This window comes from Sphaerotilus microaerophilus, assembly GCF_023734135.1.
GTDB lineage: Bacteria > Pseudomonadota > Gammaproteobacteria > Burkholderiales > Burkholderiaceae_C > Sphaerotilus > Sphaerotilus microaerophilus.
The window spans coordinates 3,051,439-3,064,404 of record NZ_AP025730.1 but is presented as its reverse complement, the minus strand read 5'-3'; the positions used below and the strand labels follow the sequence as shown (position 1 = coordinate 3,064,404).

The following is a 12,966-nucleotide window of genomic DNA, read 5'->3' as shown; positions in this document are numbered from 1 at the left end:
CATCGCCAGAATGAGCCAGACGACCCCCCGCCGACTGCCCGCGATCACACTGGAAGCCCTGCCGGCGAGCTACGGTGACGCGCTGTTGGTGACCTGCCGCACCGGCCGCAAGGCCTGGCGGATGCTGATCGACACCGGCCCGGACGAGGTCTACCCGCAGTTGCGCCAGCGCCTGCTGGCCCTGCCGATGGGGCGCGATGGGCGGCGCTGGCTGGACCTGTTGGTGATCTCGCACATCGACCACGACCACATCGGCGGCGCCCGGCAGCTGCTCGCCGACGAGGCGCTGAAGCTGGACTTTGGCGATGTGTGGTTCAACGCGCCGCGGCCCGCAGCGCGCGGCGTGGCCGAAGGGCAGGACATGGCCGACGTGCTGGGCAGTGGCCGTCCGGGGCTGCCGTGGAACCGCTCGATGGGCGGCCAGCACCTGGTGACGCCGGCCACGGGTGGTGGTGTGCAGCTGGGTGCGAGCGGTGCGCCCACGCTGACCCTGCTGTCACCGGATCCGGCGCGGCTGAAGGCGCTGTGGAAGGTCTGGGACCGCACGCTCGCGCAGTTGCAGGCGCCGGCCGTGCCGAAGGGCGGGCGTCTCCAGCCCAAGGCGCTGCCGGCGGATCTGGCCAGCGTGGCCGGGCGCAGCATGCCGGACCGGGCGGTGGCCAATGCGTCGAGCATCGCCTTCTTGCTGGAGCACGGGGGCGCGTCGGTGCTGCTGTGTGCCGACGCGGTGCCGGGCGTGCTGCTGCCCGCGCTCAAGGGGCTGGCCGCCCGGCGGGGCGTGCAGCGCCTGGCCGTGGATGCGATCAAGCTCGCCCACCACGGCAGCAGCGGGAAAGTGACCGGGGAGCTGCTCGACCTGGTCGATGCCCGGCAGGTCATCGTCAGCACCGACGGGAAGATCTTCGGGCATCCGGATGACGAGGCGCTGGCCCGGGTGGTGCGGGCGCGGCAGGGCCGCGGGCTGACGCTGTGCTTCAACCACGACAACGCGCGCAACCGGCGCTGGGATGAGGCGGGGTTGAAGGGGCGGTATGGCTACGAGGTGCGGTTTCCGGCGGCCGAGGGGCAAGGGTTGCTTGTCACGCTGTGACGGCCTGGGAGACGAGACCCGCCCCACTGCCGGGGGCAGGTACGGGCTGGGGCCTCAGGCCTGAACTGCAGCCTTGCTGGACGGCGCTGCAGCAGCCCGGCAGCGCCGCCCGCCCTGCCTAGCGCAGCCAGCTGCCGGAACAGATACCGCCGACGGGCTGCAGGCTGGGCGTCACACCCTGCAGACGCCGGCCGACGGCCTGCCAGGACGTCGTCACGGCCTCGCAGGACCGGCCTGATGGGCGCGCGGCAGCGGCATGCTGCGGTGCAGGTCGGGCTTGTGTGGCCCGCGGAGGGGTCATGCAGCGCTGCAGGCCGCTGCCTGCAGGGTGTGGACGCGGGCCTGCAAGCATGCGGGGAGCTGCCAGCTGGCTTGCGGGGAGGTCTTGTTGAGCTGCGGACCGGTCTTGTTGCGCCGTCGGGCCGGCCTGATGAGCTGCAGGAAGGGGCCTGTGGCGGGTGGTGGCACCTCATTTGGCACCGCGGAACCTGCCGCGCCCGGTGCGGCCGCTGTCGGGCGGCCCGTTGCTAGTGGTGACGAGCTGCGGGCCCCTGCAGCGCGGCCCGGGGCAGCCCGTGGCAACGTCGACTCCTTTCCAACACGACAAGAGGGGCGGTTGCCCGCCCCTTGTGGTGACTCCGACAGACCGAGGGTCGATCAGAAGAAGCCCAGCTTGTTCTCGCTGTAGCTGACCAGCAGGTTCTTGGTCTGCTGGTAGTGGTCGAGCATGACCTTGTGGGTTTCGCGGCCGATGCCCGATTCCTTGTAGCCACCGAAGGCGGCGTGCGCCGGGTAGGCGTGGTAGCAGTTGGTCCACACGCGGCCGGCCTTGATCGCGCGGCCCATGCGGTAGGCCACGTTGCCGTTGCGGCTCCACACGCCGGCGCCGAGGCCATAGGGCGTGTCGTTGGCGATTTCCAGCGCCTCGGCCTCGTCCTTGAAGGTGGTCACGGCCAGCACCGGGCCGAAGATTTCTTCCTGGAAGATGCGCATCTTGTTGTGACCCTTGAACAGCGTGGGCTGCACGTAGTAGCCGCCGGCCAGGTCACCGCCGAGGTGGGCGCGCTCGCCACCGATCAGCACCTGCGCACCTTCCTGCTTGCCCAGTTCCAGGTAGGCGCTGATCTTGTCGATCTGCATCTGCGAGGCCTGTGCGCCGATCATGGTGTCGGTATCGAGCGGGCTGCCCTGCGCGATGGCGGCCACGCGCTTCAGCGCCCGCGCCATGAAGCGGTCGTAGATCGATTCCTGGATCAGCGCCCGGCTCGGGCAGGTGCAGACCTCGCCCTGGTTGAAGGCGAACAGCACCAGGCCTTCGATCGCCTTGTCCAGGAAGCTGTCGTCGGCGGCCATCACATCCTCGAAGAAGATGTTGGGCGACTTGCCGCCGAGTTCCAGCGTGGCCGGGATCAGGTTGTTGGCCGCGGCCTGGGCAATGACCCGGCCGGTGGCGGTGGAGCCGGTGAAGGCGATCTTGGCGATGCGCTTGCTGGTGGCCAGCGGCATGCCGGCTTCGCGGCCGAAACCGTTGACGATGTTCAGCACGCCCGGGGGCAGGATGTCGGCGATCAGCTCGGCCAGGATCAGGATGCTGATCGGGGTCGACTCGGCCGGCTTCAGGACCACGCAGTTGCCGGCGCCCAGGGCGGGTGCCAGCTTCCAGGCGGCCATCAGGATCGGGAAGTTCCAGGGAATGATCTGACCCACCACGCCCAGCGGCTCGTGGATGTGGTACGCCATCGTGTTCTCGTCGATTTCCGAGATGCCGCCTTCCTGCGAGCGCAGGCAGCCGGCGAAGTATCTGAAATGGTCGACGGCCAGCGGGATGTCGGCGTTCAGCGTTTCGCGGATCGGCTTGCCGTTGTCCACCGTTTCGGCGTAGGCCAGCAGCTCCAGGTTCTGCTCCAGGCGATCGGCGATCTTCAGCAGGATGTTGGAGCGCGTGGCGGCATCGGTGCGGCCCCACTTGTCGGCCGCGGCGTGGGCCGCGTCCAGCGCCAGCTCGATGTCCTCGGCGGTGGAGCGGGCGCACAGGGTGTAGGCCTGGCCCGTGATCGGGGTGATCACGTTGAAGTACTCGCCCTTGACCGGGGGCACGAACTGGCCGTTGATGAAGTTGTCGTACTGGGCCTTGTAGGCGACCTTGGCGCCGGCGGTATTGGGCAGTGCGTACAGCATGGGATGTCTCCTTCGGGGTCAAACAAAAGCGGCTGACGAGGGGGTCGACAGGGCCGGCTGCGGCTTGCGCCGTGGCGGACCTGCTTGGGTCGATGCATTGCAGCGGGCGTGCCAGCCCCCCGGTTCGAGCGGGAAAGGGCCGAAATCCGCACAAAGCTGGCCCGGAACCTGCGCACCCACTTCCTCGAAAGCGCCCTGCCCCGGTTCAGCTGTCACGCAGCGTGACAACCGCTCCGGCCAAGGGGGTCATCACCCGGAAACGGGACCTCGCTCCGACCATTAGGAATGACTGTGCATAGGTGTGCCAGCCTGGAGCGTGCACCGCAGGAGGACACATGGGAGCCCCGATCGACACTCGTTCTTCCCTGGCACCGCGTGGCCGGCCAACCTCGGCCCAGCTGCGCGAGGCACGCCGCACCGTGCTCGACTCGGGTGGCCGCGTCGATGTGCCGCTGCAGCAGCTCGATCCGCGCCTGGCGCGCTCCTGGCTGCGCAGCAGCCGCAGCGGGCTCACGCCCGAGGGGCGCAGCAGCGGCACCCCGCATGCGTCGGCGACCCAGCTCGCACGGGCGCTGGACCTGCACCGCGAGTTCGTGGCTCATGCAGGGCCGGTGATGGAATATCTGTTTGAACAGACGCGCGACAGCGGCTCGATGGTGATCCTGGCCGATGCGCGCGGCATGCTGCTGCACGCGCTGGGGGACCTGCCCTTCATGGACCGCGCCGAGCGGGTGGCGTTGCGACCCGGTGCGAACTGGCATGAGCAGGTGCGCGGCACCAACGCCATCGGCACCGCGCTGGCCGACCGCAGCGCCACCGTGGTCCGCGGTGCAGAGCACTATCTGGAGCGCAATGCCTTCCTGGCCTGTGCGGCGGCCCCCATCCTCGACCCGGCAGGCCAGCTGCTGGGCGTGCTGGACATCTCCGGCGAGCACCGCAGCGCCCACCCACACACGCTCGGGCTCGCCCGTGCGGGCGCCCGGATGATCGAGCAGCGCCTGTTCGACAACCGCCACCACGCCGCGCTGCGCCTACGCTTCCACCGCCACGCCGAGGGCATCGCCACGCTGACCGAAGGCCAGTTGGCCGTGTCCACCGACGGCTGGGTGATGGGGGCCAACGCGGTGGCGCTCGACTGGCTGGGCCTGCGCTGCGACCAGATCAACGGCGTGCAGCTGGACGCGGTGTTCGACCTGGGCCGCGCCGAGTGGACCCAGTGGCTGCACAGCGGCGAGCGCGAACCGCGCCGCCTGGCCAGCCGCCACCACGGCTTCGTCTGGGCCCGGGTGGACAGCGCGCCACAGGCGGTGGAGAGCGAGGCGACCCGGTTGCACCCGCTGTCGCCGCTGGCAGCGCTGTCGACAACGGCCCCGGTGGTGCCGCGCCCAGCAGGTCCGGGCGATCAGGCTGCCCCGACCGGCCCCCTGGCAACCCCGCCTGACGCCACCCAGCCGCACGACGCCCTCGCCACCCTCGACCTTGGCGACGCGGCCATGCAGCGGGCCGTCGAGCGGGCCCGCCGCCTGCGCGACAGCGGCATCCCGCTGCTGCTGCAGGGGGAGAGCGGTGCGGGCAAGGAGACGTTCGCGCGGGCCTGGCACGCCAGTGGCGAACGCCGCGCCGCCCGTTTCGTGGTGCAACGCTGCGCCGGCCACGTGCCAGGCAGCTTCGCTGCGGCCCTCCGGGCGGCCCTGGCGCTGGCAGAGGGTGGCACGCTCTTCCTGGACGAGGTGGGCGAGCTCGATGCGGCCGACCAGTGGCTGCTACAGCGCTGCCTGACGGAGGACGGGTCGGCGAACGGGTCCGCCCACGAATCCGCCCACTCGCCGGGCGACGCCCTGCCTGCGGGGACCGCGCTGGTCTGCAGCACGCGGCGGCGCCTGGCCGCCGAGGTGAGCGCCGGGCGCTTCCGCGAGGATCTCTACTACCGCCTCAACGGCCTGCTGCTGCAACTGCCGCCCCTGCGCGAGCGCCAGGACCTGCCCGCGCTGGCCCGGCACCTGCTGCGGGAGCTGGCGCCGCAGCGCTCCCTGCAGCTGGTCGCCGAGGTACTGGCCGCGCTGCCGCAGGGCCGCTGGGTGGGCAACCTGCGCCAGCTCGCCAACGCGCTACGCACCGCGGTGCACCTGCTGGAGGGCCACGAGACGCTGATCGGCTGGCAGCACCTGCCCGACGACCTGGTCGAGGAGCTGCAACCGCCCTGTGGCGGCGGCGCGGCAACCGCCCGCAATGCCTCACCCGCTGCCCGGGTGGACGCCCCTGGCGCTGGCGGGAACGGACTGGACGCGCTTGACGCGGTCGCAGCCCAGACCATCGAGCGGGTGATCGCGCAGACCGGCGGAAACCTCTCCGAGGCGGCACGGCGCCTGGGTATCAGCCGCAACACGCTGTACCGCCACCTGCGGCTGCTGCGCGGCGGTCAGCAGGGTCAGTAGCCGATGCCGTACCAACCCATGCCCACCGTCCAGACGGTCGAGCCCGGTGCGCCGGCGGTGCGCCCGCCGGTCACGTCCAGCCCCAGCGTGTCGGCCAGCAGCCAGTGACGCAGGCCGAGGGTCTGCTGCGCGCCGCCCGTGCCACGCACCGCCTGGGCCTCGCCGAACAGCAGCCAGGCGGGCGCGGGCTGCCAGGCCAGCGCCGCCTGCGCCACAGCGCGGTGGCGGCGCGCGTCACGGTCGTACTCGTCACCCAGGTTGACGTGCAGCGTGAACTGCTGCGGCAGGCCGATGCTCGCCAGACCCAGCAGCCCGCGCCCGCCTGCCGCCCAGCCTCCGGCCAGCTGGCGCGCCGTACCGCCGTGGGCCTTGAGGCCGAACTGGACCTCGCCGAGCTTCCACCCGGGGTCGACCCACTTGAGCGCCACCCCCAGGCTGTGACGTTCGCCCGCCACGACGCCAGGGCTGGGTCGGCTGAACTCCAGGCCCAGTTCCACGGCGTCCCCCAACCCGCAGGCGGGTGACACGGTCCATGCCCGCAGGTCCTGGCTGCTCTCGAACCAGGTTTCCACCTGGCAAGTCCGGGCTCCGGCCGTACCGGCATCGTCGGTGCCCAGGGGCCGACCAGCCTGGACGGGCAGGGCCCACAGGACGCTCGGCAGGAGCACGAGGCAGAGCCGGGACAACCGTGAAGAATCCGGGAGGGAACAGCGCATGGTGACTTCGTCCGATGACGGGATAAGGCAGGGGCGGCGAGGTTACCTTGCCCACGCCGCCCACCCGAGGCGGCGCCCGCCTCAGGTCCACCAGGACGTGAACAAAGGCGTGATCGACTTCACCGCCCACCCGATCAACGCGCAGGCGCCCAGCAGCGGCATCACGCCGACCTTGAAGCGGAACAGCGCCAGCGTCGCGGCCAGCGTGATCGCGGCGGCCACCGCGTCAAAGGCACCGCCGAAGCCCTTCGGCCACCACACATGCCAGGCAAAGAACAGCGCCAGGTTCAGGATCACCCCGACCACCGCCGCGGTGATGGCCGACAGCGGCGCCGTGAAGCCGAGCTTGCCGTGCGTGGCCTCGACCAACGGCCCGCCGGCCAGGATGAAGACGAAGCTCGGCAGGAAGGTGAAGAAGGTCACCACGCTGGCAGCCAGCGCGCCGCCGAGGAAGAGCGCGTCCGGCCCCAGCACCGCCTTCAGCCGGCCGCCAACGAAGCCGACGAAGGCCACCACCATGATCAGCGGCCCGGGCGTGGTCTCGCCCAGCGCCAGGCCGTCGATCATCTGCGCGCCGCTGAGCCACTGGTGGGTCTCGACCGCGCCCTGGTAGACGTAGGGCAGCACCGCGTAGGCGCCGCCAAAGGTGAGCAGCGCCGCCTTGGTGAAGAACCAGCCCATCTGCGTCAGGCTGCCGTGCAGGCCGCTGGTCGCGGCCAGCGCCGCCATGGCCAGCCCCCACAGGCCGATGCCAGCCCCCAGCACCCCGGCCAAGTGCCGGCGCGAGAAGCGCGCGTGTGCGGGCGTCGGTGTGTGGTCGTCGATCAGCGCCGGGCCGTAGCCGGCCTTGGCCGCGCCATGGCCCCCACCCAGCGCGAACACCGCCGGCCAGCGCCGCGAGCCCCACCAGCCGATCAATCCGGCCGCGGCGACGATGGCGGGGAACGGGGTATCGAAGGCAAAGATGGCGATGAAGGACGCCGCCGCGATACCCCACATCCAGCGGTTTTTCAACGCCCGGCTGCCGATGCGCTGCGCCGCATGCAACACCAACGCCGTCACCGCCGGCTTGATGCCGTAAAACAGGCCCGCCACCACCGGCACATCGCCAAAGCGCAGGTAGATCCACGACAGCGCGATCAGGATCGCCAGCGACGGCAGCACGAACAGCGCGCCGGCCACGATGCCACCCCAGGTCCGGTGCATCAGCCAGCCGATGTAGGTGGCCAGCTGCTGCGCCTCCGGGCCGGGCAGCAGCATGCAGTAGTTCAGTGCATGCAGGAAGCGGTTCTCGCTGATCCAGCGGCGCTCCTCCACCAGCTCGCGGTGCATCAGGGCGATCTGCCCGGCCGGCCCGCCGAAGCTGATGAAGCCGAGCTTGAGCCAGAAGCGCAGGGCTTCGGCAAAGCCGACGGCAGCGGGGGCTGTGACGGGAGTGTCCAGGATCTCGGCTGGTGAGGGCGTCGGGGGTACGGGGGGCGTCACGCGAGGGCTCCAGGTGCGGCGTGGAGTGCGTCGAACACCGCCGCCGCTGCCATCACCAGTGAATCGTCGTCGGTGTGGACCACCCGCAGCCCGGCCAGCACCGCTTCCAGCCCCGGCGCCTCGGGCATTGGGATGCCACCGACGTCGAGCAGGTGCACGGCGCGGGCGATGCGCTGCAACGCCGGGTCTGCCTCCAGGCCGAAGCGGATCGCCAGGACCTCGAAGGTCACCAAAGGCCCGACGTGGGTGAACTCCGCGCCGTCGTAGTCGTAGCCCAGCGCGCCGGCAGGGGGCGGCGTCCGCTCGGCCGGGTCGTCGAGCCACAGCAGGCGGGCCTGCGGGTCGATGAAGCGGCGGATCAGCCAGGCGCAGGCCAGCCGGTCCACCCAGGGCCGGGTACGGGTGACCCAGGTCCGCCCGAGAAAATCACTCGCATGCAACCGCGCCAGCCCGACCAGCGGTGCCGCGCGGGGCTCACCGCGGCTGTGGCAGGCGTCCACCGCCTCACGCACGCCCTGCAGCTCGGCCTCGGCCTGCTCGGCCGCAGGACCGGGGAAGTAGTCGATGTCGCGCAGCGCCTGCAGCGCCTGCGCCAGTGTCCGCAGCCGGCGGCGGGCGTCCGTCTCGCCCAGCACCTCCAGCTCCACCACCAACGCCTGATGTTGCTCGCGCCAGGCGGCATAGGCCTCGCCGCGGTCGAACAGCGCCAGCAATTCGGCCTGCTGTGCGTCGCTGCGCGCAGTGACATGCCACAGGCTGGCGGAACCCCCGTGAGCACGAACTTCTTCGGCCGGGGCCTCGAACCGCGCCACCTGCGCCGAGGGCAGCAGGTAGACGCCGTCACGCAGAGCCGCGCTGCCCAGGGCCTTCAGGGCACGCCACACCCGAAGGCGCACAGCATTCGGTTGGGTCGGCAGGGTGAGCAGCAGCATCGTCCACATGGACGAATAATATGCTGCAATTCAAGAAATACCTATTTCAATTGGTCAATGTCATGGACCCATTGCCAGCACTGCAAGCCCGCAGCGCCACGCCTCACCCCACCCAGCGCCGCGCGTTGCGGAACATGCGCTGCCAGGGGCTGGCAGCTGCGATGTCACCGTTCGTCCAGCTCATCTGCACATTGCGGAACACCCGCTCCGGGTGCGGCATCAGCACGGTGAAGCGGCCGTCCGCGGTGGTCACCGAGGTCAGGCCGTCGGGGCTGCCGTTCGGGTTGAAGGGGTAGACCTCGGTGGGCTGGCCATGGTGGTCGATGAAGCGCATCGCACGCTGCACCTTCGCGGCATCACCGCGCTGCGAGAAGTCCGCAAAGCCCTCGCCGTGCGCCACGGCGATCGGCGCTCGGCTGCCGGCCATGCCGGTGAAGAAGATCGACGGGCTGTCCAGCACCTCGACCAGGCTCAGGCGGGCCTCGAACTGCTCGCTCTTGTTGCGGGTGAACTTCGGCCAGGCCTCGGCACCCGGGATGATCGGCGCCAGCGCCGCCATCATCTGGCAGCCGTTGCACACGCCCAGCGCGAAGGTGTCCGGCCGCGCGAAGAAGGCCTGAAACTGATCGGCCAGCTTCGGATTGAACATCACCGAGCGGGCCCAGCCCTCGCCAGCACCCAGCGTGTCGCCGTAGCTGAAGCCGCCGCAGGCGACGAAGCCCTGGAACTGCGACAGGTCGGCACGGCCGCTCTGCAGGTCGGTCATGTGCACATCGTGCGCCTCGAAGCCGGCCTGGGCCATCGCGTAGCTCATCTCGACGTGCGAGTTCACGCCCTGCTCGCGCAGGATGGCCATCTTCGGGCGAGCCTTGCCGATGAAAGGCGCGCAGATGTCCTCGGCGGGATCAAAGGACAGGCTGACTTGCAGGCCCGGATCGTCCTGGACGCCCGCCGCGGCGTGCTCGCTGTCGGCGCAGGCGGGGTTGTCGCGCAGCGCGGCGATGCGCCAGCTCACCTCGTCCCAGGCCTGGTGCAGCTCGCGCAGCGGTGCGGCGAACACGCTCCTGGCGTCGCGCCAGACTTCCATCGCGGCGCGGTCGTTGGTCTTGCCGACCACGTGGCTGTGCTTGGACAGGCCATGCGCGCGCAGCGTGGCCATCACGTCGTTGCGGTCGGCGGTGGCGACTTGGATCAGCACGCCCAGCTCCTCGCTGAACAGCGCACGGAGCGTCAGCTCGTTGCGACGGGTGCTGACCTGGGTGGCCCAGTTCTTCGAGTCGCCGTACTCGGCGCGGCTGTCAGTGATGCCGTCGCCCTCGGTGACCAGCAGGTCCACGTTCAGGCTGACGCCCACATGCCCGGCAAAGGCCATCTCGCAGGCCGCCGCCCAGAGGCCGCCATCGCTGCGGTCGTGGTAGGCCAGCAGCTTGCCCTGGCCGCGCAGCTCGTTGACCGCGGCCACCAGCGCCTTGAGGCGGGCCGGGTCGTCCACGTCGGGCACCCCATCCTTCACATGACAACCGAACTGGCCGACCACCTGCGCCAGGATCGAGCCGGCCATGCGGTTGCGGCCTTGGCCGAGGTCGACCAGGATCAGCGTGGTGTCGAGCTTGGCCGCGGTGTCCGTGCGCAGCTGCGGGGTGAGGGTGCCGCGCACGTCGTCCAGCGTCGCAAACGCCGTGACGATCAGCGAGACCGGCGCGACCACCTGCTTGGCGCCGTCCGAGTCGCTCCACTTGGTGCGCATCGACAGGCTGTCCTTGCCCACCGGGATGCCCACGCCGAGTGCCGGGCAGAGTTCCATGCCGACGGCCTTGACGGTGTCGTACAGCGCGGCGTCCTCGCCGGCCTCGCCGCAGGCGGCCATCCAGTTGGCGCTGAGCTTGACACGGCTGAGCTCGATCGGCGCGGCCAGCAGGTTGGTGATGGCTTCGGCCACCGCCATGCGGCCCGACGCCGGTGCGTCCAGCGCGGCCAGCGGGCTGCGCTCGCCCATCGCCATCGCCTCGCCGCGCAGGCCGGCGTAGTCGGCCAGCGTGACTGCGCAGTCCGCCACCGGCACCTGCCAGGGGCCGACCATCTGGTCGCGGTGATTCAGGCCACCCACGGTGCGGTCACCAATGGTGATCAGGAAGCGCTTGGAGGCCACCGTCGGGTGGCGCAGCACGGCCAGCGCCACCTCGTCGAGCTTCACGTCACTGAGGTCGAGCGGCTGCTCGCTGCGCACCACGCGCTGCACCTGGCGGTGCATCTTGGGCGGCTTGCCCAGCAGCACGTCCATCGGCATGTCGATGGGGCGCTGTCTTTTCCCATCAGCGCCCGGGCCCTCCTCCAGGACCAGCTCGCGCTCGTCCGTGGCGACACCGATCACCGCGTAGGGCGCTCGCTCACGGCGGGCCATCTCGTCGAACAGGGCCAGGCTGTCCGGCGCGATCGCCAGCACGTAGCGCTCCTGGCTCTCGTTGCACCAGATCTCCTTGGGCGCCAGGCCGGTCTCTTCCAGCGGCACCTTGCGGATGTCGAAGGTCGCGCCGCGCCCGGCCCCGTCCACCAGCTCCGGGAAGGCGTTGGAAATGCCGCCCGCGCCCACGTCGTGGATCGCCAGGATGGGGTTGTCCGCGCCCATCGCCCAGCAGTGGTTGATGACCTCCTGCGCGCGGCGCTGGATCTCCGGGTTGCCGCGCTGCACGCTGTCGAAGTCCAGCGCGGCGGTGTTGCTGCCAGCCGCCATCGAGCTGGCGGCGCCGCCGCCCATGCCGATGCGCATGCCCGGGCCGCCCAACTGGATCAGCAGCGTGCCGGCCCCGAAGGGCAGCTTGGCGGTCTGGCTGTCACTGATCGTGCCCAGGCCGCCCGCGATCATGATGGGCTTGTGGTAACCGCGCTGCACGCCCGCCACGTCCTGTTCGAAGACGCGGAAGTAGCCCGCGAGGTTGGGTCGGCCGAATTCGTTGTTGAAGGCCGCGCCCCCCAGCGGGCCGTCGATCATGATCTGCAGCGCGCTGGCGATGTGCTCGGGACGGCCGATGTGCTCGCGCTCCCAGGGCTCCTTCGTGCCCGGCAGGCGCAGGTTGGAGACGGTGAAGCCGGTCAGGCCCGCCTTGGGCTTGGAGCCGCGGCCGGTGGCACCCTCGTCGCGGATCTCGCCGCCCGAGCCGGTGGAGGCGCCGGGGAAGGGCGAGATCGCCGTCGGGTGGTTGTGCGTTTCCACCTTCATCAGCACGTGGGCGGTCTCGGCGCGGGCGGCGTAGGCCGACGCGGCGGTCTGGCTCTGCGGCATCCAGCGCTCGATCGGGCCGCCTTCCATCACCGCCGAGTTGTCGCTGTAGGCGATCACCGAGTGTTGGCCATTGAGCTTCTCGGTGTTGCGGATCATGCCGAACATGGACAGCGGCTGGCGCTCACCGTCGATGGTGAAGTCGGCGTTGAAGATCTTGTGCCGGCAGTGCTCCGAGTTGGCCTGCGCGAACATCATCAGCTCGACGTCGCTGGGGTTGCGCTTCAGGTCGGTGAAGGCGGCCACCAGGTAATCGATCTCGTCGTCCGACAGCGCCAGGCCGAACTCCTTGTTGGCCGCTTCCAGCGCCGGCCGGCCGGCGCCGAGCACGTCCACGTGCGCCAGCGGCTCGGCCGGCTGCGCGTCGAACAGGTGGCGCGCCGCCTCACGCTCCCAGGCCACCGATTCGGTCATGCGGTCGTGCAGCAGCAGGGCGCAGGCCTGCCGCTCGGCCTCGCTCAGGCCCTTGTTCGACTTGAAGGCGTCCAGCAGGCCGCTCTTGAGCTGCAGGCGGAACTCGGTGACGCGCTCGACGCGGTGCACCGCCGCGTTGCCCAGGCCGCAGTTGTGGGCGATGTCGGTGGCCTTGGAGGCCCAGGGCGAGACCGTGCCCAGGCGCGGCATCACCACGACCAGCTCGGCCTCGCCTTGCGGCGCGGCATAGGGCTCGCCGTAGGTCAGCAGCGCGGCGAGCTTGGCCTGGACGGCCTCGTCCAGCGCGGCATCGCTCCAGACCCAGTGCACGTGCCGCGCACTGACACCGGTGATGCGGGCGTTGACGGCCTGCAGGCGCGGCAGCAGCGCCTGGGCGCGGAAGGCGGAAAGGGCGTTGCCGCCCTCGAAGTGCATCAGG

At 70.7% G+C, this 12,966-nt stretch carries 7 protein-coding genes; 2 read left to right on the top strand and 5 right to left on the bottom strand.

The genetic code is table 11. The features are described from left to right. The first annotated feature begins 10 nt into the window (after window positions 1-10). The gene (locus NGK70_RS13295; protein ID WP_251969023.1) at window positions 11-1,090 is read left to right on the top strand and encodes a ComEC/Rec2 family competence protein; all 1,080 of its coding nucleotides are present in this window, start codon (window positions 11-13) and stop codon (window positions 1,088-1,090) included. A gap of 657 nt (window positions 1,091-1,747) precedes the next feature. On the opposite strand, the gene exaC is transcribed toward NGK70_RS13295, so the two are convergent. After that, a complete protein-coding gene (exaC, locus tag NGK70_RS13290; RefSeq protein ID WP_251969022.1) occupies window positions 1,748-3,268 on the bottom strand; it encodes an acetaldehyde dehydrogenase ExaC in 1,521 nt (506 codons plus the stop codon). Between the two features lie 335 nt (window positions 3,269-3,603). Between exaC and NGK70_RS13285 the strand changes: the two genes are divergently transcribed. Next, window positions 3,604-5,703, top strand: a complete 2,100-nt coding sequence (locus NGK70_RS13285) for a sigma-54-dependent Fis family transcriptional regulator (RefSeq protein WP_251969021.1) — start codon at window positions 3,604-3,606, stop codon at window positions 5,701-5,703. Here the strand turns inward: NGK70_RS13285 and NGK70_RS13280 are convergent. The 4 genes from NGK70_RS13280 to purL all read right to left on the bottom strand — a co-directional run bounded on the left by NGK70_RS13280 (window position 5,697) and on the right by purL (window position 12,962). Next, entirely contained in the window at window positions 5,697-6,371 is a 675-nt protein-coding gene (locus tag NGK70_RS13280; protein ID WP_251969020.1) for a hypothetical protein, read from the bottom strand. The two genes, NGK70_RS13285 and NGK70_RS13280, sit on opposite strands and share 7 nt — an antisense overlap. Before the next feature lie 129 nt (window positions 6,372-6,500). Then, window positions 6,501-7,904, bottom strand: coding sequence for a chromate efflux transporter (chrA, locus tag NGK70_RS13275; RefSeq protein ID WP_428985516.1), 1,404 nt, complete (start codon window positions 7,902-7,904; stop codon window positions 6,501-6,503). Continuing rightward, window positions 7,901-8,845, bottom strand: a complete 945-nt coding sequence (locus NGK70_RS13270; RefSeq protein ID WP_251969019.1) for a chromate resistance protein ChrB domain-containing protein — start codon at window positions 8,843-8,845, stop codon at window positions 7,901-7,903. The genes chrA and NGK70_RS13270 overlap by 4 nt, the downstream gene beginning before the upstream one ends. A 94-nt stretch (window positions 8,846-8,939) precedes the next feature. Next, on the bottom strand, window positions 8,940-12,962 hold the full coding sequence (purL, locus tag NGK70_RS13265) for a phosphoribosylformylglycinamidine synthase (protein WP_251973774.1): 4,023 nt from the start codon (window positions 12,960-12,962) through the stop codon (window positions 8,940-8,942). Window positions 12,963-12,966: the final 4 nt, after the last annotated feature.